General features: G+C 69.3%; 7 protein-coding genes. 3 read left to right on the top strand and 4 right to left on the bottom strand.

Annotated features, from left to right (window positions below):
* Nucleotides 1-147: 147 nt before the first annotated feature.
* Nucleotides 148-2376, top strand: coding sequence for a hypothetical protein (locus tag ACFV0O_RS13285; RefSeq protein ID WP_380340490.1), 2229 nt, complete (start codon nucleotides 148-150; stop codon nucleotides 2374-2376).
* Between the two features lie 457 nt (nucleotides 2377-2833).
* Nucleotides 2834-7150: a hypothetical protein gene (locus ACFV0O_RS13280; protein ID WP_380340487.1), complete on the top strand. Its 4317-nt coding sequence runs from the start codon at nucleotides 2834-2836 to the stop codon at nucleotides 7148-7150.
* Nucleotides 7151-7552: 402 nt separating this feature from the next.
* Here ACFV0O_RS13280 and ACFV0O_RS13275 read toward each other — a convergent pair whose 3' ends face one another.
* Complete coding sequence (locus ACFV0O_RS13275; RefSeq protein ID WP_380340485.1) at nucleotides 7553-11029, bottom strand: hypothetical protein; 3477 nt, start codon at nucleotides 11027-11029, stop codon at nucleotides 7553-7555.
* A gap of 218 nt (nucleotides 11030-11247) precedes the next feature.
* Between ACFV0O_RS13275 and ACFV0O_RS13270 the strand changes: the two genes are divergently transcribed.
* On the top strand, nucleotides 11248-11409 hold the full coding sequence (locus ACFV0O_RS13270) for a hypothetical protein (protein ID WP_380340482.1): 162 nt from the start codon (nucleotides 11248-11250) through the stop codon (nucleotides 11407-11409).
* Nucleotides 11410-11703: 294 nt separating this feature from the next.
* Here the strand turns inward: ACFV0O_RS13270 and ACFV0O_RS13265 are convergent, their stop codons facing one another.
* From ACFV0O_RS13265 to ACFV0O_RS13255, 3 genes are all read right to left on the bottom strand, one after another.
* Nucleotides 11704-12351, bottom strand: coding sequence for a DCL family protein (locus tag ACFV0O_RS13265; RefSeq protein ID WP_380340479.1), 648 nt, complete (start codon nucleotides 12349-12351; stop codon nucleotides 11704-11706).
* A gap of 381 nt (nucleotides 12352-12732) precedes the next feature.
* Entirely contained in the window at nucleotides 12733-18009 is a 5277-nt protein-coding gene (locus ACFV0O_RS13260; protein WP_380340477.1) for a sacsin N-terminal ATP-binding-like domain-containing protein, read from the bottom strand.
* 435 nt (nucleotides 18010-18444) lie between these two features.
* Entirely contained in the window at nucleotides 18445-19836 is a 1392-nt protein-coding gene (locus ACFV0O_RS13255) for a Shedu immune nuclease family protein (RefSeq protein ID WP_380340474.1), read from the bottom strand.
* Between the last annotated feature and the right edge of the window lies 1 nt (nucleotide 19837).

Raw genomic sequence — 19837 nt, 5'->3', positions numbered from 1 at the left:
CGGCCGGGGTCCGTGAAAGCAGACCTGGCACGCGCACGGGGCGCGAGCCCTGACTGCGTTCCCCAGTCTAACTGCCGAGGCAGTGGCCAGCCAGTGGAGCAATCGAGAGAAATCAACCAACTTTGACAGTCTCTTGAAAGGAAGAACATGTCTGACGCCAGCGAATCACAGGTCATCGACGAGGAAGATGGCGACCACGGATCCAGTGTCGTGACACCGGCGAGCGACCCCGAGAGCATCTCGTTCCGCTTCGCGGGGGAGGAGTTCATGGTCTCAGGATTCGAGCGGACCCTGCCGACTCCCACCACCGCGGGTGATCGTTCCGCACTGGTTCGAGCGGGTCTGGCAGCCGAGGGCGCTTCACTGGACGAGGACGGGTGGCACGTCGTGGCTCGTGCCGTCGTCTCCCCCGACGCGGCGTCAGCCCAACTGCGCTCCTCCAAGGGGCAGGCGCCCGCATTGATCGAAGAACACGTGGAGGGGGCAACGCTCCGCTCGCTCCACACCAGGGTATGGCTGACCGAACTGTTCCCGGGGCACCAGCCGCGGACCAGCCAGGGAGCACTGCCCGTGAACGATCCAGAGGTCCACGGCGATGTGGACGAGGGCGGACGTCCGTATGCCCGTGTCGTCTACCGCTACCGCGACCGCGACCATCTGCGGGACCACCTGACGCAGACCATCGAGCAGACTCGACACGCCAATCCGAATCCCTACGACCGGTCGATCCTGGCCCGGCGGATCACCCGTGCCGTCATCGCGCACCCGTGCCGGCTCGAGTTCGCCGACGGCAGCGAACACATCGACGTCCTCGCCGTGCGCGACGGCATCACGCGTCTGACCAGTGCCTGGGCACTGCTCACCGAAGGGGAAGCACCGTACGCCGACGACATCGCCGCGACGGCTCTCAAGGTGCTGACCGCCGAGAAGCCCCAGCGGCGCGGTGCCGGCGAGAAGGCGCTCAGCCAGCGCATGGCGCGCGGCCGGCAGGAGGCACTCGTCGGCTTCCTCGCCGAATTCCAGCGCGGAGTGAACGAGGCGCAGCCGACGGACCGCGCGGTGCGCCTTGGCCAGACCCTTGTCCTGCCGGCCCAGGTCACGGTCGGCGTCCACCGGCACAGCTCGGCCGGGCTCTCCGCGGAGGAGGTCTTCGACGACGCGATCCGCTCCATCCTCGCCTCGATCCACGTCGAGTTCCGGCATTGGGACGCGGCAGCGCAGAACGTCGAGGTCGGTACCCGGGCGATCAGCCGCATCCGCCTTCCCGGGCTGCCGCAGCACAATCTCCTGGAGGAGATCATCGGGCTCGCGATCGGTCGCCGGAAGCCGGCGGAACTACCCGCCGTGTTCCAGAACAACCGCATTCCGGGCACAGCACTCTGGCGGGCCGTCTACCTGGTGAACTTCCTCACCCGGCCCGAGATCTTCGAGCAGGTCAAGCGGTTCGCCAAGGACATCAAGGGCACCAGCAAGATGAGGACGGCCGGGTACGCGGAACTCCTCGGGCCGGTCATCGACCTGCCCTGGCGCGGGTACAAGGCGGGATCGCTCCAACAAGCGCGGAACGCCTGGGCGAACGGCGGCGTGCTCACCAAGGGCGTCATGGGGAACTGGCAGCCGGTTCCCACGGCGGACTTCGCCGAACTCGTCCAACCCGCGTTGAACGGCAACGAGAGTGCGCGGCAGACCCTCGCGGTGGCCGGAGGGGTCGCGCTCATAACGGACAAGCTCATCACGCGCAACGTCGGGTCGGCGGTGGGTCGGACGGTCCCGTTCCGCGCCAACGCGGACCAGATCATCGCCGGGCTCACGGAGTCCGAGGAGGGGTTGTGGACCCTGGCCTTCGCCGCCAAGGCCTTCGACCCGGAGCGGGAGTGCCTCAACGCCTTCACCGACACGCAGCTCCTCGGACGCAACACGGCCACGATGTACTCCGTCCCGGCGGTCGACCTCACGGCTGAGGACAAGATCCGCAAGGACGCGGGGGGTGTGGCCCCCGAAGCACTCAGCCAGTGGAGCATCGTGGTGCTCTCCGACCCGGGGAAGGCTCGCGAGGTCGAGGACGAGCAGAACTCGGAGAAGGAGAAGGCCAGCGCCGATAAGTCCATCCACGCCCAGTTGGCGGCCGAGCGGCGAGCCCTGCGCCGTGCCGTGAACGACGCGCGGCAGGCCGTGAAGCGGCTGATGGCCCTCGCGGAAGCTCCTGAGGCACGGGCCACCACCTCGCACCCGTTCGGATCGGCCGAGGAGCAGAACCGCATCATCGACGAGGTGCGCAAGTTGGGTGGCGACATCCTCGTGAACTCCCCGGCCGTGGATCGTCGAGTTGACGAGGAGCACGAGGACGACGACGAGGAGTACGAGGACGACGAGTAGCCGGGCCCCGTCGGGACGGGTGGGGTGGGGGTGAAATTGACGGGGTGGAGTGGGGGGTAGGCCGATAGGTGGGGCGGACGGAAATTCGTGTTGCTTCTGATGAGGACTGGCCGGGCATCTATTCGTTCCACTCCGTGATCACGGCCGAGGGGCGGACGTACGCGTTTCCCGAGGGGCAGGGGTTAGAGGAGGCGCGGCCGTCGTGGACGGGAGGATCGTGGGCTCGGCGAGTATGGAGCTGAACAAGCCGGGGCACTGGGTCGCCGCGATCCGTCGAGTCGCGGATCATCTTGTCCGCCTGGCGACCGACCGGACCGGCATGGGCCGTGGGAAAGCGATCCATCTCGTTACCGCTGCGGCCATGCAGTCGGACCTGGGTCGGACGTGGGCCTTGCAAAGCGCCTGGTAGCTATGACGAGAGAAGGGTTGAGCGTTGGGGTCTTCCGGCAAGGCAAGGGTGTCGGGCAAGGGTGCGGGGCAGGCGAAGCGCAAACAGCCGAAGCCACTCGCCACCGATCTTGACGAGCTGTTCGCTCAACTGCGTTCGGGGGCGGCGAACGTGGCTGGTGTCACCTACCAGGTGGCCTTGTCAGCCATGCTGCTGGCGGCCGGCCGAACGGGTACGGTTCCCGGGCTGCCGGTGACGGCGGTGATCCCGGAGAGTCTGGAGGATATTGACTGTCAACTTGTCGACGGTTCAAGGCTGCTGGTGCAGAGCAAGGAACGGGGGCCGGGTGCCGCGAAGATCGCAGCGGCAGAGCTCGCGGGGATCCTGGCCCACGCCGCATTGGGCGTCAAGCTGAGCGATGAGGCGGCGAAGGCCGGTCCTGGCGCGACGGGGCCGGGCACGCGTCTGGCAGTGGTCACGAACGGCTCCTTCGGCAGTTCCCTTCCGCTCACTGGGTGGACGCAGACCCTGGATGCCGCCCTGTCTGTGCTGCCGACCGGTTCCGCGGTCCGACAGACGTTGCTGACGGCCTTGAAGGCTCAGTTGAAGGGAGCAGACCTGGACGAGGGGCTGGCGCCGATGGTGGTGGCGCGCACGCACCTTGTCCATCAGGACGCTCCGGGGCAGGCCGCCGTCGCACATCTGCTGGCCGGCCTCGGCCTGCATCCGGCGTTGGCCGTGAGGCTGAGGCGGGAATTGCAGGACAACCTGGCACAGGTCGCGACCTACCAGCGCCAGGCTACCCGGGCCACCGTCAGTGTCCGCACGATCGCCGACCTGGATGCCATGGCCGCCCGGCTGGCCCGAGAGGTGAGCGTTGACGCCCTCGATGAGGCCGTCAAGGCCGGGGTCTGCGAACCCGTGGACTTCCTGGCCCCGTCGCCGCAGGACGTCCGCGGGTTCTACGAGGGTGTCAGCGTGCTGCCCAGCCACATCGCGGCAGGACTGGACGTTGTGCGGCCCGCGGAGTCTCAAGCGGTTCTGAACGCTCTGGCAAGCCGAGGTCAGGTGGTCATCGCCGGTCCCAGCGGCAGTGGAAAGTCGGCCCTGCTGTGGCGCTGTGCCCGCCTGATCGAGGCCGGTCCGCAGTTGCTGCGTGTCTTGCGGGTGGAGACCTCATCGGACGCGGAGCTGCTGTTCCGGCATGTCCAGCGCGCCCAACCCACGGAGCAGAACCAGGTAGTGGTCTGCATCGACGACCTGGGCCGTGCCAGGACCGGTGCGTGGACCGAGGCCCGCGACAGACTGCTGGGGCTTCCGGGGGTGAAGATCATGGCGGCGGCCCGGCAGGAGGACCTCACGGCTTCCCTGTCGCGCGGGGCCGTGATCGTGGACGCGCGTTTGACGCCGAGTGCGGCCGCAGAGGTGCATCACGCGGTGTGCGCCTCCGGGGTGTCGGTGGAGATGGCGCGTGAGGAGGCCGTCGCACGAGCGGACGGACTCCTGATGGAGTTCCTGGCATTGGTGACCACTGGGCGTCGGCTGCGAGAGGTCCTGGCCGAGCAGGTGGACCGGTTGGACGAGGAGCAGCGCCAAGTCGACCGGGAGCTGCTACGCCTGATCTGCGCCACACATGCCCTGGGTTTCGAGACCCTCTCCGACACCGTCCCGACCGCCTTGGGACGGTCTGCCGGTGAAGTGGAGAGTGCCCTGCGCCGCTTGCTAGGCGAACACCTGATCACCCACATAGGAGTCGGCGGTCTGCGGGGGCTGCATGATCTGCGGACCGAGGTGCTGCTGGAATTGCTGCACGAGCAGGGACATCCCGCGCTCGGAGCGACGTTCGCTGCGGCCGTGATGGCGCTCGGACCGGCAGCCCGTCCACTGGCACTTCGGCGTGCGGCGATGCGCGTGACGAAGTCGTGTGGCCCGGTCGTGAATCCGTTGACTGCCGAGGGGCGGCTGACGCAGCTCCATTACGTGCTGCGACCGCTGACGGAATGCATCGGCGAGCAGTTGCGCGGTCTCGCCGGGCCGGGACCGGTCGACGGAGCAGCGGCACGGGCGGCCGCGCTGTTGGAGGTCGCCGACGGGATCGACACCCTCGCGCACGTCTACGCGTGCTTGCCTGTCGCCGACGCAGTCCGTCCTGCGCAGGTCGACAGGGTGGAACTGTTGTGGTTGGCCTGGCTTGCCACGGACGGGATGGACATCAGCAACCTGCCGGGACCGAACATCCTGGATGTGCTCGTTCCGCTGCTACCCGCGCGTAAGCCACAGGCCGCGCCGGCCGCTGGGCGGGCCCTCGGGGCGGACGGTCTGATGAGGCTGCTGTGTGGTGCCCCGATCAAGGACGCGGTCCGGCTGGCGGAGGCAGCCGAGACGCTGATCTGCCTCAGCCACGACCAGGCTGGCGCGGCGTACCGGGACCGGATTCCCGCCCTCCCCGATCCACCTGGGAGTGATCCCGGTGTCGCGGCGGACCTGCGCGCGCGGTTCACCGCCTCGCTGGCCGTACTGGCCGACCTACGGGGGCCCGCAGTCGCGGAAGTCTTCGGTGACGTGGAGGCTCGGGCGGCCGACGCCGTTGCGAGTAACTACCTGGGTTATAGCGTCGAGGTGTCCCTCACGTCGGTCCGGCAGTTGCGTGCCAGGGGCGGGAGCAGCCTGGCGCGAGCCTGGACGTACTCCCCTGACCAGGCCTGCGCGGCACGGGTGATCTCGTACGCTCTCATGGGCGACGAACCCTCAGCAGAGTCGGTGTACATGCCCGAGCCAGGGGCTGATCCACGGTCGGAGAACTCCCAGATCGTGCTGCTGATGCGGCGTGTATTCGATGCCTGCCCGGAGATCGATGTCATCCACGCGGAACTCTGGCACGCCAACGGGCGGCCCATGATGTTCGAGCAGATGACCGATGGGGTCAAGAACATCCTTGCTGGCGTGCTGCGGCGCGGACCCCAAACTGCCCCGAACGTCGCACTGCACGCCATGGCGGTGGAGGCCGAAGGCACCGGGAGCTGGACCCGGCGCTGCCGGGCCCAGGCTGAGCTGAGCCGGGACCTACTGAACCTGTTCGACAAACTCCCTTCCCGACTGCGGTCACGCGACACCGTGCCGGCCCGACAGATGTGGATGACCCAAGTGCAGCGGGCGCACGAGGCTGCTACCGCCCTGCCGCCGCAGCCCAGCGAATTGACCACTCCGCTCTCCCCTGCCGAGGCCGAGTCCCTGGCCTTCACCGCCACTGGTGAGGACCATGCAGTGCTCGACACGGCGCGTCAGGACTTGGCCAAGAAGGCTTTGGTGAAGCTGGCGTCCTGCCTCAATCAGGTCGCTCACTCTCCCGGCAACCTCCAGGGGTTGCGCGGCGCCGGCGCCAGGCTGTCCGACACGGTCGCAGACCTGGAGAGCGCTATCACACGGGGTGCGCCGGTGTACTCCGGTATCGGGGACACGCTGCCCGCGGAACTGGTCACCGTGGTCAGGCATGCCGCGCGACTGCTGTCCGCCGTCGATGAACCGCCAGTCTCCGCTGCGCTTGGTCGGGGCGCCTCCGATCACGCGAAGCTCGATGCCGCAGTCGACGCAGCCCTCCGGAACGTGTTGGACCGCGCGCTGCAGGCCGCGACCCGGGTGCTGCGCGATGCCGGTGTGTTCCCGGCATCAACGGGCTTCGCCGACGAAACGGCACCGCCCGCTGCATGGCTGGACCGTCAGGTCGCGATCGCCGTCCCGTTTGAGCAGTGGTTGGTTGCCTGCGAGGCACTTCGTGGTTGGACGGACGAGCAGCGCCAGGAGGCCGGCCTACGCTGCCGGGTCGCCCTCGTCCCCGTCGAGGACGGCGAAGCCCTTCCGGTCGGCATCCACACCTCCCAGTTCGGGCCAGCGCTGCCCCTGCTCCCCGATGCTGTTCCGCGACTGCTGGACGCTCTGAGCCTGCCGCTGCGTGGCCGGGCTACGCAGGCAGCGTTGGAGGAGCCCGCGAAGGCCCTGCACGCATATTCCTACGATCTGGTGCGGCGGGCCCACCGCCCGCCAGACTGGGCCACGAACCCAGACCGCCCCCAGGCTCCGGACCGCGTCGCCGAGGCGGTGGCCCATGACCAGGCGGCCGTTCTCGCCCTCCAGGACCACCCCGAACAGCTAACTCCCGGCGATCAGGCCCACCTCATCGCCGTCCAGACCCTGCTTGAGGTGTGCGCTCTGGTCGCCGACGAGGACGGACAAGGTTCCGGCCTGGCCGTTGGCTTCGCCGACCTCGACACCACCAAACTCCAGATCCCTCCAGAGTGTCACGCCGCCGCAAAACTCAACTTCGCCCTCACCGCGGCCATCGAGGCCGACAAGGCCCAGCCTCTGGCCCCACCAGTAACCCGCCCATGAGCACTCGACATCGATCTCTGTCCCGTTGGCGACGAGTTGGAGGTCAGGCGCCGACGCCTGGACCACCGACGAGCGACGTGCCGTCGCCAACGACCTCGCCCACAGCCGACTGCTCACACTCTCTGGCGTCTCGGACAGGCCAAGGCCGACAAGGGCCCCGGCACGTGGCGCCCGCCGCTCCGCTTGTACGGGTGCTCCCATCGGCAGTAACTCGCCGCCCGACCATCGCCGCGGTGGCGAGTGCGCGGTCGACATCAACGGTCCGGGAGGGCTTGGCGGGCACGACCGCGTCGGCCATCTTCACCCTGATCCCGCAGACGCCGGTCGCCAGGAAATGCGCCTCGGTCGGGTTCGTACGCTTCGGCCTTCGCTCACCACGCGGGGCGTCGGGGTCATGGGAGGCTACCCCTCGATGGCGATGTCGTCCCACGTCCAGGGAGCCGCGGGCAGGCCGTCGGTCTCGCGGCCGTAGACCGACCAACTGTCGGGGGGTGCGAGGCCTGCGTTCGAAGCCCGGCGTTCGAGGGCGTCCGCGGCAGCGTCGGTCCCCAAGTACCTCAGGGTCTCGTGCAGTGACTTCACGGTCGACCACTCTTCGTGGTGGTGATTGGTGTTGAGCTCGGCCTGGTGTGCCGGGTCACGCCGAAGCAGGTCCTGGACGGCTTCGTCCGCGTCAAGTTCGTCCATTTCGTCGAGCAGGCTCGCGGTGCCGAACGCCCAGCGCAAGTCGGATTGCCGGGCGGCACGGCGGGCCAGTGCGTGGGCGGCCAGCTCGGCGCCGATCTCACGCATCACGCTCAAGGCCTGGGCTACGGGAAAGGCCTCTGTCGGGTCCAATCGTTCGCAGGCCCGGTTGGCGAGTTCGTGGGCCGCATCCGTGTGCCCGAGCGCATCGAGGACTCTCATCAGCTCACAGACGCGCTCGACGGCATCGGGCCCATCGAGCTCGACGTGGTTGGCCGGCCCTCGGGCCAGCAGGATGTGCAACGCTTCATGGGCGTCGAGGTCCCACAACATGGTGGGCAGGTAGGCAGCCTCCGGGTCGGAGAGGTCCGCGTGGGCGGCCACGTGGAGGGCGACCCTGTCGATAGTCTGCTTCGAGCCGATGTTCTTCAGGTTCAACAGCTGGTAGAAGGGGCCGTTCGTCTGCAGGACGCCGACGACTCTGTCGACCAAGGCGTCGTGGGCGCGGTCTGCGCCGACCTCGCGCAGCGTCGCCGAGACGCAGCTGACCTCGTCCGGGTCTTCGAGGTCGGTGTCAGCGACCATCCGCCGTGCCAGGGTGTCGACGTCCGCCATCACCCCGGCCCGCCTCAACATCCTCAGCAGGTCGTTGACCTCGTAGGGGTCGTCGCTTGCGGCGAGGTCGACGTGCGCGGCGGGAGAGCGCGACAGGAGGACGTCCAGCCCGGGCTTCGAGGAGGATTCGCACAGTTCGGAGAGGAGGCGGGTGACGGCGACGACGTCGTTGATGTCGACCTCTTCGGCCGAGCGATGGGCCAGTACGGACAGGGCCGGCTCCGCCCCCACCTTTCGGAGAACCGTCCACAGGCCTTCCACGGCAGCCGGATCGTCTAGGTCTGCGCGGGTGGCCGGATCACGGCCAAGCAGTGCCGCGAGCTGCTGAACCGCCCCCATGGCGTAGAGCACGTCCAGGAGGGCGACCAGAGCGGGGGTGTCCGTGATGTCGACATGTCCGGCTGGATCGCGCGCCAGCAGTTCCCTGGCGGCCCGTTCTTCGCCAGCGTTCCAGAGGTCCCGCAGCAGGTGTGGGAGGAGCGCGGGGTCGACCAGGCGCGCGCGTGCGGCAAGGCGATCGGTCAGGACAGTTGCGGCCCTATCCGCGCCGACGGTCCTCGCAGACCGCAGCAGACCACCAGCAGCCCGCGGGTCGGTGAGGTCGGCATGTGCGGCGGCGAGGTCTGCGAACCTTTCTGCCGTCGCCGCGCGGCCCGAGTCCTGCAGTTCCTCGATAAGTTTCCCGAGGAGCCCCGGGTCGCTGACGAGCCCAGTGTCGGCTCCGCATCGTTCGACCAGTTCATCCATGGCGGGCCAGGCCTCGACCATCCGGAGCAGCGCCATGAGCTCCCGTACTGCCTTGGCGTTCCCCGTGTCGGTGTGGCCGACGACCCGGCTGGCCAGCAAGTCGAAGGCCTCCGTAGCCGTCCTCCGTAGCGCGAACAGCAACTCTCGTACGACTCCCACGTCTTCGGTGTCCGCATGCGTGGCGATCCACAGAGCGCCGCGTCGATCAGGATCAAGCGGGCCGTCGAGCCGAAGGGCCAGGGTAGCCGGCACGCGCGATCGCCCGGCCAAAACGGCCTTTCGTCCCAGCGCGATGGCCTGCTTGTACAGTCCGCGTCGCCATGCGGCCTCGAAGAGGCGGTCGAGGTCGTCGGGGTGGGTCGTGTGGGCGGCCAGGGCCGCCCAGAGCGACCGCGTACCGAGTTGCTCGACGCGTGCGGCCCGTGTGTGCTGGTCAAGGTAGTCGGCGGGCATGAAGAGGGCAGCGCCTCCCGACCGGGCACGAAGGGCGACGAGCGGGGTGAGGGGGGCACGCACGTCGATGCGGCTGCCGTCTGCCCGTTCGCCAGTGCTCAACGTGTGAAGGGCGCGGAGGCCCCAGTGCGGGTTGGAGCTTCGCTGCCGGGCGGTTAGGGCTCCGTCTGCCGCATCCCTGAGCAGATCGGCGGCTAGGGGCATGTAGTGGCCAAGGCGCCGGGCGTCGAGCGCGGCGGTGACCAGTGCGTGCTCCTGGTGACTGAAGGTGGCATCAGGACCTTGCACGTATGCGTCCAGCAGCTCCGGCCCGCCGCTGAGGTGCTGGACCACGAGACCATCGGCAGCCCCGGCCCTCAAGGCATGAGTCATCCGCAGGTCACCATGTTGCTGAGCAAGGTCACTCCAGCGCTCCTGATCGAGCGTCGACAACTCGCCCAGGACCTGGATCCGCCGGGTGGACCCGCCCTTGAGGAGTGCCCTAGCCTGGCCGTGCGGGTCTCCCGGCAGACCCTGCTGAACGAGCCTCTCCCAGTGAGGTTGCTGCCACATCGTTCCCAATGCCACGATGCCAGGCTGCTGTTCGAGGAGTACTCGCAGACGGGCCGCAGCCGCCTCTCCCCCGCCGGCGTCCAGGAAGCGCTGGGTCTCGTTGAGCCACAGCACCGCCCCGGCCGTGATCAGCCCCCTCTCCGCGATCGCGAGCAGATCAGATGCCGTCGACGGGCGCAGGAGCGGCCTATTTGGGGCGAGGTCGCCAAGCGCTTCGTAGAGAGCACGCGTCTTGCCCGTGGAGGAACCGCCGGTCAGCATCACCAGCACCGAGGGGCCACCGGCGAGTGCCGGGGCCATCACCTGGCGCAGCACCATGTCGTGCTCGCGAGAGAGGTAGGGGGTCAACCACGGGTACGTCCCGACGACTGAGGCGGGGACCGCGGCTCCGTGGACCTCCAGAGCGGAGGGCTGGAGCTGTTCCACCGTCGCACCCTGAAACGCCGGCGACGGATCACCGTGCGTGGAGGTCGGGCCCTGAAGCTGGTCGCGCCGCTCCTGCACCTGTTCGTCACGGGCGCGTTCCAGGTGGTCGCGCCAGTTGCGCTCGTTCCACGGCTCACCGGCCCACTGTGACCACACGGAGACCAGCGCCAGCACCTGATCGTCCGTGCCGGACTGGGGAACGTTGAAGCCGTCGGACGTCTTCGGTGCCCAGTCGCTGATCCGCTTGCCTGAGAACCGTTCGGCGCCCGGCCTGCGCGAGCGCCGCACGCAACTCTGCGCATCGGTCTGGGTGCCCTGCTCCCCAGCCGCGCGTCGGGCCGATTCCGCCCGCTCGCGCAGCCCCCTCAACCGGTCGTACAACTGCTGGCGCTGCGATCCCACGACAGCTGGCCCCCTTTCCAAAACCCCGCCCGCCCAGCTCGTTCCCGCCCGGAACGGGCGGGCTCGCACCCTCCTGGCCGGCTCGCTGACCAGCAGCGTAGTACGCAGTCACACCCGTTCCGCCCGGAACTGGCCGGACATCCGCCCGATCGACGGCACTGTTGACCCCACGCCGGGCCCGGCGAGTCATCTCCGTACGTTGTCAGAGGAGTTCCGCCGTGGATGATCACCGCCGACCGTCCCAAGCCCGTACCCGGGCCAACCCCTTCCACCGCCCGTCAGCATGGAGCGAAGCCGTACGCCGCGCCGTCCTCAGCCTGGCCGGCTCAAGCGGCTCCATCGTCCTCGTAGTGGTCCAGTGGTGGACCCGTACGCACTGACTTCGTCCTCTCCCCAGACGCTGCTCCGGTCAGGCGCCGTACCCAGGGCTGCCCGGACGGGGAGTGGGAGCGCCCCCGCCCAGGCATCGGCGCGGACAGCTCAGCGGCCCCACCGCCATCTGCTGCCCCTGCCCCTGCCCCGCCAAGCACGACCTCGACACATCACCGCACTGCGCACAGTCCGCACGGACGTTGCCACCACCGAGTCCGCATTGCACACAGCCGGTAGAACATCCCGACAGAGGGGACAGCGCGGCCCCGGCCTATTCCAGGAGCCGGGGCCGCAGTCGGTGATCAGGCGCGCGGGCGGCTGCGGTTCTCTGCCTGGGTCAGAAGACCGAGGACCGCCTGGTTCTTCCAATACGCGCGCCACCGGTCAGCCTGGTCGCGATTGACGAACAGCCCGAGGCCGTAGTCGGTCGAAGGGGTCAGCTCGATGGCCTCCCACCCGCCCTCGGCGACGGCGAACCCATCAGCAATCTGAGCGAACGCCGGGCCCCGGAAGTGGCTCACGGCGGTGTCGGCGGTATCCAGCGGCACGCCAGACAGGTCAGAGGCGAACGTCCCGGCGGCGAGCCGCGACTCGAAGTAGGCGGTCTTTTCACCCTCGATCTCCACCTGCATCACGTTGTGTACCTGGGATCGAAGGCTCGGGGTCGTGAGGCAAGTCTTGTAAGAGAAGTCGATCGTGCTGCCGTCCGTCCGCACCACCTCGAACCCGGGGTACTTGCCCTTCTGCGGAGGGGCGATCCGGATGCCAGCCACGCCTACGCCAATCTTCTCCTCGGCCTCGTGATGCATGTCGAGAAGGTCCCGCACAAGGTCGAACTCCTCGCCAGCCAACTCGGTGCCGATCGGGTTCCCATGCAGAATCTTGCGCACCGCGTCGCCGGCCGCCGTCTTCGTCGTGTACCGACGTCGCCCGATCCAAGTCACTGCCACCAGATCAACCTCCTGATCATCCGCCCGCCACATCCGGGCGCCCCCACAACGATGGACCCGCCAAGCGGCACGAGGGAAGCGAATACCGCGGCTGTGGTAAGGGAGTTCGCGTCTCCAACACCAACCCGTCCGGGCATACCCGGGCCAATTCGTCTGCTCCGCCTTCACGGGGGTTCGGATCCAACAGCGATCCCGGGTCACTCGACCTACGCGAGCTGCCAGCGCGCTCCAGCTTCGGTGCTCGTGCTTCGAGTTCGGCAGGTAGACACCAGTTTCCGATCGTGGGTGTCATGTAGAGCTGCGCCCGCGTCGAGCACGGCTTCGCCCGTTCACTCACCCCGGCCGGTGAACCGGCCTGGACCGGGCACCGGCGCAGCGCCGTCACTCCTCCTGTGGCAGGACGAAGCGCAGTCGCATCGCAGTGCTGACGATCTGATAGCTAGTCAGGCCGGACTCGCTGAACGGGTTGGGCAGCGGGGTGATCCTCCGGCGCTCGTGGTCGTTGACGTGGGAGACGTAGACGATCCGGTACTCAACGTCGGGCTCCAGCTGGCTCGCCCGTGCGGCCCGCGTCTCGGTGTCCCCGAGGTGGATGTCGCCGTCCGCGCCGGTGGACGACTTGACCTCGAAGAGCAGCGTGCGCTCGCCGTCCCGGATCAGGAAGTCGTAGCCGAGGCTGTCGTTGCCCAGCCCGTCGGCGAGGACGTGGCGGCGCATCTCCGACTTCCACGACTCCTCGGGCGGTACCCCGAAGTGCCGTTCCAGCCAGGCGCCGACCACCACCTCGCCGGCGAGGCCGACCGCGACGGGCTTCTCGCCATTGCCGGACTCCCGCAGGCCGCCCGTGCCGTTCCCTGAGCCGCCGGATCCGCGCTGGCGCGGGATGGCGGCAGCGGGCCCGGGGGCCTCGGGGGGCACCACGTCGACCGGCGTCGCCAGCTCCGCCTCGGCAAGGTCGGCTACCACTGTGCGCGCGAGTTCGCGCAGGTCGTCGCTCCCTATGGGCAGGAGCTCGCCGTTGAACTCCAGCGTCGGCGTCTGGGACCGCCCCGACGGTGCCGCTGCCCGGCCGTCGCGCGGCGACGACGGCTGACGGCCCGCCATGTCGCCCTCCAGCCCGAGATCGGCGAGGTTCGTCGTGGCCGGCATCCCGTCCGGCCAGTAACCACGCGAGCGCAGCCAGGCGATCAGTGCCTTGCGGGTCAGCGGAGCGAAGTCGAGGAGCCCCTCCGCCTCCATCTCCTGGGCGACCCGCGCCGCCCCAGGGCAGGTGAACTCCGTTTCGGTCCCCTGCCGGGTGACCCAGCGCTCGATCAGGCTGCGCAGTTCCGGCAGTCGGGCGTGCACGAAGCCCACACACGCGCCCCGGACCTCGCTCACCGGCGGCAGCGCCCCCGAGTCCTTGCCCGCCGGGGGCAGGTGCTCGGCCAGCCACCGGTCCGCGTGGTCGGCCATCAGCTGGGCGGGGAGCTCCCAGAGCGTCCGGTGCCACGCCGGGTCGGGGCCGAGCTCCGGCAGTTCGCGAAGCCGCACGTACTCCCCCAGCTCCCGCCCGGCGCGGTGGGAGGCCGCGAACGCGTCGCGCACCCGGTCCGCCAGCCGCGAGCGGTTGCCCTGCAGCCATGCTTCGAATTGGCGGGTGTGCAGGGCAGAGTTGTCGATCGTGGCAAGCCCAAGGACCTCCCACGCGCGGTTGGCCCGCTCCAGCGGCACGCCGAGCCGTAGCAGCAGCCGCTGCCAGTCGTCCTCCGGGAGTGAGAGCAGCAGCTCGGCGCGACCGGCGCCGAGGTTCTCGGCCAGCCAGCCGCGCAGCTCCTCACGGCTGTTGAACGTCTCCTGGAGCTGCTGTAGCTGCTCCGCCAACTCGACGTCCTCGCAGGCGAGCACGGGGACCATCCGGGCGCTGCCCGAGCGGGCGGAGGCACGGTCGGAGAGCACCGCCTCCAGCCGGTGGAGCGGCAGGCGAAGTGCTGCGGCCAGGTCGGCCTCCGTCACCTCGGCGGTTCCCCGATTCCGCATTCGCTGCCCCAGCCTCACCAGGGCGATCTCCAGTGCGTCGGCTCGGTACGGCGCGCCGACCAGCTCGGCGATGCCCGGCGCGGCCGCCTCCAGGACCGGCCAGTCCGCTCGCGGCGGTGCCTGGACGACGACCAGGCAGGGGCGCTCGGGGTCGTCGTGCAACACCGAGCGGTCGGTGGCGGTCAGCACGTGTCCGGCAACATGGGTGACGGCCTCGGCAGCGAGCACCAGGGAGCAGGAGCGCAGACGCCGGGTGAGCCGGGCGACCGTGACCGTCCCCGGACGCAGGGCGCGGTCCTCGTCGTACTCCACCACCGCGGCCACCAGGGTGCGCAGCCAGGGGCCGGCGAACTCCAGCAGGGGCGTGCTCGGCGCCTGCGGTGCGGGCAGCTGGTCCGCGACCACCTGGACCGCCGCCTCGCTGCATGGACGGGGCTCGAACCCGTCGTGGTCCGAGAGGTGCTCGTACACCCGGCCGCCCAGCGCCCGGTCGTCCAGCGGCAGCACCGGCACGGGGACCTGGTCGAGCAGCTTGCGCTGCTGGCCGCTGCCCGGGTCCGGCAGGTAGACCGGCTCGGCGGCTTCACAGTCGGGGCCGACCTGAAGGACCTCCAGGGCGCCGGCCCGGGAGATCAGGAGGGCTTCCGGCCCGGTGGGCTGACCGCCGACCGGAAAGCCGTCCTGGCCCGGGTGGGGCGGCAGCAGGTCCGACCAGGCCCGCTCGTAGGCGCGACGGATCGCGTTGGCGTGCACCCCGTGCCGCAACTGAGGTGCCTGGAGCAGGAGTTGGGGCAGGTGACGGAGCCGGTCCAGGGCGGTACGGGGGTCGGACCAGCGGCGCACGCCCAGCAGGTCGAGCCGGCCCAGCGCCGTGCCGGTGGCCAGCTGCCGCAGCCCCCCGGGCACGACGGAGAGGTAGGCGGGCGGCTGCTCGCTCTCGCTCCACCACCACGCGGTGGAGACCGGGGCGAAGGTGCTCCGGCCCCGATAGTCCAGGGTCTGCGGTATCCACGGCGCGTGGCAGAGGAAGGCGGCGAGCGGAGTCGGCCAGAGGGTGCCGGAGCGGTCGCTGCCTCCGGTGAAGCGAGCCTCCAGCGCGCTGTCTCGCCACCTGTCCAGGCCGTGGACGATCAGCTCGGCGTAGAGCCGACGGCCCTCGTCGGAGAACTCGGCGTAGGCGTCCTGGCCCGGGAGCTTCGCCAGCACGCCGTTATGGGGCCGGTAGGCCACGGTCGAGTAGAGGCTCCCGTGCCTGTTCCGCCAGTTCTGGGCCGTCTCCGTCCAGTCCCGGTGCGCTTGGAGGGTACGGCAGATGGACCCATATGCGTCGAAGGACCTCGGGTAGTTGAGCTGGCTCCCCTTCACCGACCCCATGACAGCCTGGTAGGTCGGGCGCAGGCCGTGGCTCACGCCCTGGCGCTCCAGGAAGCGCTGGAGCGCGGCCGGATCGGTGCCGCTGCCGTCGCACACCTCGGCGGCCGGCCGGAGGAGCGCGCCGTGGGCCTTCCGGAGGGAGTCGTCCAGGGCCTGGGTCAGGTCCAGGAAGCTGACGAGCGTGCCGTCGACGGCCGAGGTCACTCCCGACCAGCCCGGGCCGAACATCGCGTGCCGGGCGGACGACCACCCTCTCCTGGTGGGAACGAGCAGACCCTCGATGCGACCGGCCCGCTGGCCCTGCGCGCTCCATAGGCGGCAGGCCAGGTGCAGGCACTCGCGCCGGGTCTCGTCGTCCTGCCCGTCCTGCCGCATCACGGCGGTCAGGACGGGCAGCAGTGCCGCCGGGGTGTACGTCTGCACTAGCCCCTGCTGTTCGAGCCACCGGCGCCCGGCGACACGTCGGCTCCGGGCCCTGCCCCGGCCTCCCGACCACGGGATCGCATCGCGGACGAAGGAGAGGTGCTCCCGCACGCGGACGGGCAGCGCGTCGGGTTGGAGCAGGACGTCACCGGTGTCGGGGAAGAAGACGTGCTCGCCACCGGCGGGGACGAGCCGGCCGCTCGTGTCGAGGACGATCCGCTTGCCCCGCAGCTCGGCGGCGTCGGGGAACGACAGCGCCAGGTCGTGGTAGAAGTCGGCCCAGCGCTCGTGATCCGCCTCCTCCGTGCCGGTGGCTGCGGCCAGCCCCTCGGCCACAGCCTCGGCCCACCGCGCGAGTTCGGCGGTCGGTGGTTCCAAACGCAGTCGGAGCAGACGGCCCATCGTCCGGAGCCGTTCGGCGCGCAGCGGGTCCAGGGCCGGGTCGATGATCTCGGCCCTGCCCGTCGCGCCGATGGCCTGCGGGGTGAAGACCTCGACGCCCTCGGGCTGCTCGACGAGGTAGCCGTGGTCGAACGAGGTGCGAGAGCCCTCTGGGTGGACCCTCGACATGAAGGCCACCTCGTTGAGCTTCCGGTCCAGCTTCCGGAACGCCTCCCGCAGGCGCTCCAGCTCCGCGCCCTGTCGGCAGACCAGGTCGATCACGGCCTCGCCCGGCAGCGACACCCGCCCCTCGTCGACCAGTACGGCCGCGCGGGCGCACGCCGTCGCCACCTCGTCCAGCAGCAGCTGGTTCCACGACGTCTCGACGGCGAGCGAGCGGCGGCTGACATGGGCGAAGAACGGGGCGTTGACGTACCCGTCGACCGGGCACTCCGTCGCAGTGCTCATCGGCAGGAAGGTGTAGAGCCGACCGCGCGTCAGCGGCTTGCCCACCGGGACCGCCACCACCACCTCGGCCGACCCGCGCCACTTGTCCCATGCCTTGCCCATGTCGCCGCCGGCCGCGATGGCGGGGAGGACGCGCACCTCCGGCACGCTGCTGCGGACCAGGACCAGCTTCAGGCGCCCCCGGCGCAGCGCCACCTCCTCGATCCTCAGGCCGCGGGCCTTGTACAGCGTCGTCACCCGCCGCCCGAAGACGGCGCGGTTCGGGGCGGCACCGGCCTCGGTGTGGGTCACCACGACCGTGGCCAGACGGTCGAGGAAGAGCTCGAAGGGCGCGCTGTCGTCGATGAGTTCGCGCAGCTGTCGGACGGCCGAGGCGCGGGCGGCGGCGTCCTTGAGGGGCAGGCGGACGACGGTGACGATCCCGTGGCGACGGAGCTGCCGCACCGGCTCGGGGATCTCGTCCACGGGCACCGGGACGGTCAGCGCGGACAGGTTGGCGCGCAGCTTGTCCGCCGCGCCGGGGTCATCCGGGGCCGCCTCAGCCGCAAGCCGGTCGAAGTCCGACGGAAGGGCGAAGCGGAAGCAGTAGCCGTCGAATGCCTTCGCGACCGGGCCCGAGACGCTGTACAACTCGGGGGCCTCGGTCAGCTCACGGACGCTCTTGAAGCCCACCCCCTTGTGCCCGATGCCCTCGTCCGGCCGCTTGCTGGACGACGCGACCCGGCACAGCGCGCCGAAGCGCTTCGGCGTCAGCTCACGGCCGCCGTTGGCCACGTAGAGGACCCCGTGCTCGCCCTCGGTCTCGTCGAGCAGGATCTCCACCCGCCCGCCGCCTGGTGTGGCCGGGTGCGCGTCGTGGGCGTTCTGCAGGAGCTCGACGATCACCCGCCCCTTGTACTCGGGAGCCAGTACCTCCTCGATCACGTCCTTCAGCTCGCGCGAAGTCGTGTCGCCCTCCGCCAGGCCTCTCAGGCACGTCCGCGCCTTCCTCACGGACTGCGCCCACACCTGCCGCCGACGGGAACCCGCCGCCCCGGAGCCCTTCAACCGCCGCCTCCCCGTGCCGTACGAAATCATCCGCGGCCACGCTCCTAGGACACGCATTTGGTCATACTCAATGGGTCCGAGGCCTTGATCCATCAGCTCGGTCTTGTCCAGCACCGTGCCCAGCACGTCGCCAGGACTGCTTCAGTGGGTGAGCGTAAGGCCTGCGCACACAGCCCCCGCAGCCGTGTAACGCCAAATTGTCGCAGCCGCCGATGGTGCTATCGCGAGCTGCCGGATCAACCATAGCTTCCAGCCGCCGGAGCACGTCGAACGTCAAGTCGAAACGTCGAACGTCCACACACTCTGAGCCAGGGGCGGCGACTTGTCCGTCGCAATGCCCACGCGGTGGAGCCAGACCCGATGCTCTTACACCGACCAGACTCAGCGGTCCTCGACGATGAAACACGCCCGCTGGTAGAGCTCGTCGAACGTGATGATCTCGACGTCCTGGATCGACGTCCGGTACAGCTCGAAGGAGCTGAGCTTCTCCGGGTTCACGGCGCCGTTCTGGATGAACTCCTGCAGGCTCCCGATCACCACGACCTGCCGCGGGCGGGTGGTAGACAGCCCGACATCGATCGGGGTGCCGTCGTCCTCGTAGATGCGATCGAGGAACTGACGGGAGATGAGCTGCTGGGCCTTGTTGACGGTCTTCTGCACCTGGGCCACGCCCCCGCCCAGCTCCTTCGATGCCTGGTAGACGCCCGATCGGTACGGGATTCTGGCGAGTAGCTCAGTCTCGTGGGTCTTGATCTCGCAGAAGAGCATGCTGCTGATCAGACCCTTGGAACGCATGATGGCGTCGATGCGTTTCCCGGCACCGCCGAAGATATTGGCGCCTGTGGTGATGCGTTCCAGCTTGCCGTCGTCGATGGATTGGCAGGCGATGAGGTTGAGGCCGTAACCGAAGATCCACTGGTTCTCTTCGAAGAAGGCCTGCCAGACCGCCTCCGCTCCGCGTGTCGTGGCCAGGCTCTCCGCCTGCTGGAAGTAGTCCGGATCGTTAAGGAGCCGCTCGAACCTCTGGAGCTGTTCCTTGCGGTTGCTGATCAGCCGGATGTCCGCTTCCGTAAGTCCGCCACCGACCGCGGACCTGACCGCACCGAGAACCATCCTCCGGTCCTGACCGGTCAGCAGCTGGGCCAGCTGCGCTTCGTCCCCGGTCACCAGCTGGTGGAGGACACCGGGGGTGCTCAGGCCGACGCAGCCCTGCAAGAAGTTGATGACCTTCCAGAAGTTCTCGTGAACGTCGCCGGTGTCGACGAGCGCCTTGACCGCCCGGGTGGCGCCGGTGTCAGGCATCATCTGGGAGATGGGGGTGTCCCCCGCCTTCTTCTTGTCCTTCTTCCAGAGCTTGATCCTCGGCGTGTAGCTGTCGCCCTTCTTGATGATGGTGACGTTGAGCAGGGTCGCTACCTGAGGCCGATCGTCGAGGACGAAGTCGGTGATCATTCGGCGTGCGCGGGTGTCGTAGAGGTGCTGGAGCCCATCACCGTCTTGGGAACCGCGGATCTCCAGGCTGGCGAAGTCCCCTCGGGTGACGTCGAACTCGGTGCTGGTGAAAGGGAAACGGAAGCCCCGAACGATGGGGGTGGCAGGGGCAGCGGCCCGGGTCCGCCAGTCAGGCGCGATGTTGGGCATGGGCCGGGGATCGCCTTCGACCACGAGGCTCTGGACGTCGGTGCGCCCGAGCTGGCGCAGCACGCTCTCCAGAGTCCGCCAGACCAAGTCCTTCGTCTCTTCGGTGAAGGCGTGCAGGAGCTCGCGCTCCACC

The organism is Kitasatospora sp. NPDC059577 (assembly GCF_042735475.1).
Taxonomy (GTDB): domain Bacteria; phylum Actinomycetota; class Actinomycetes; order Streptomycetales; family Streptomycetaceae; genus Kitasatospora.
Note: the sequence above shows the minus strand (reverse complement) of the source record. Positions and strands in the feature narration are given on the sequence as shown.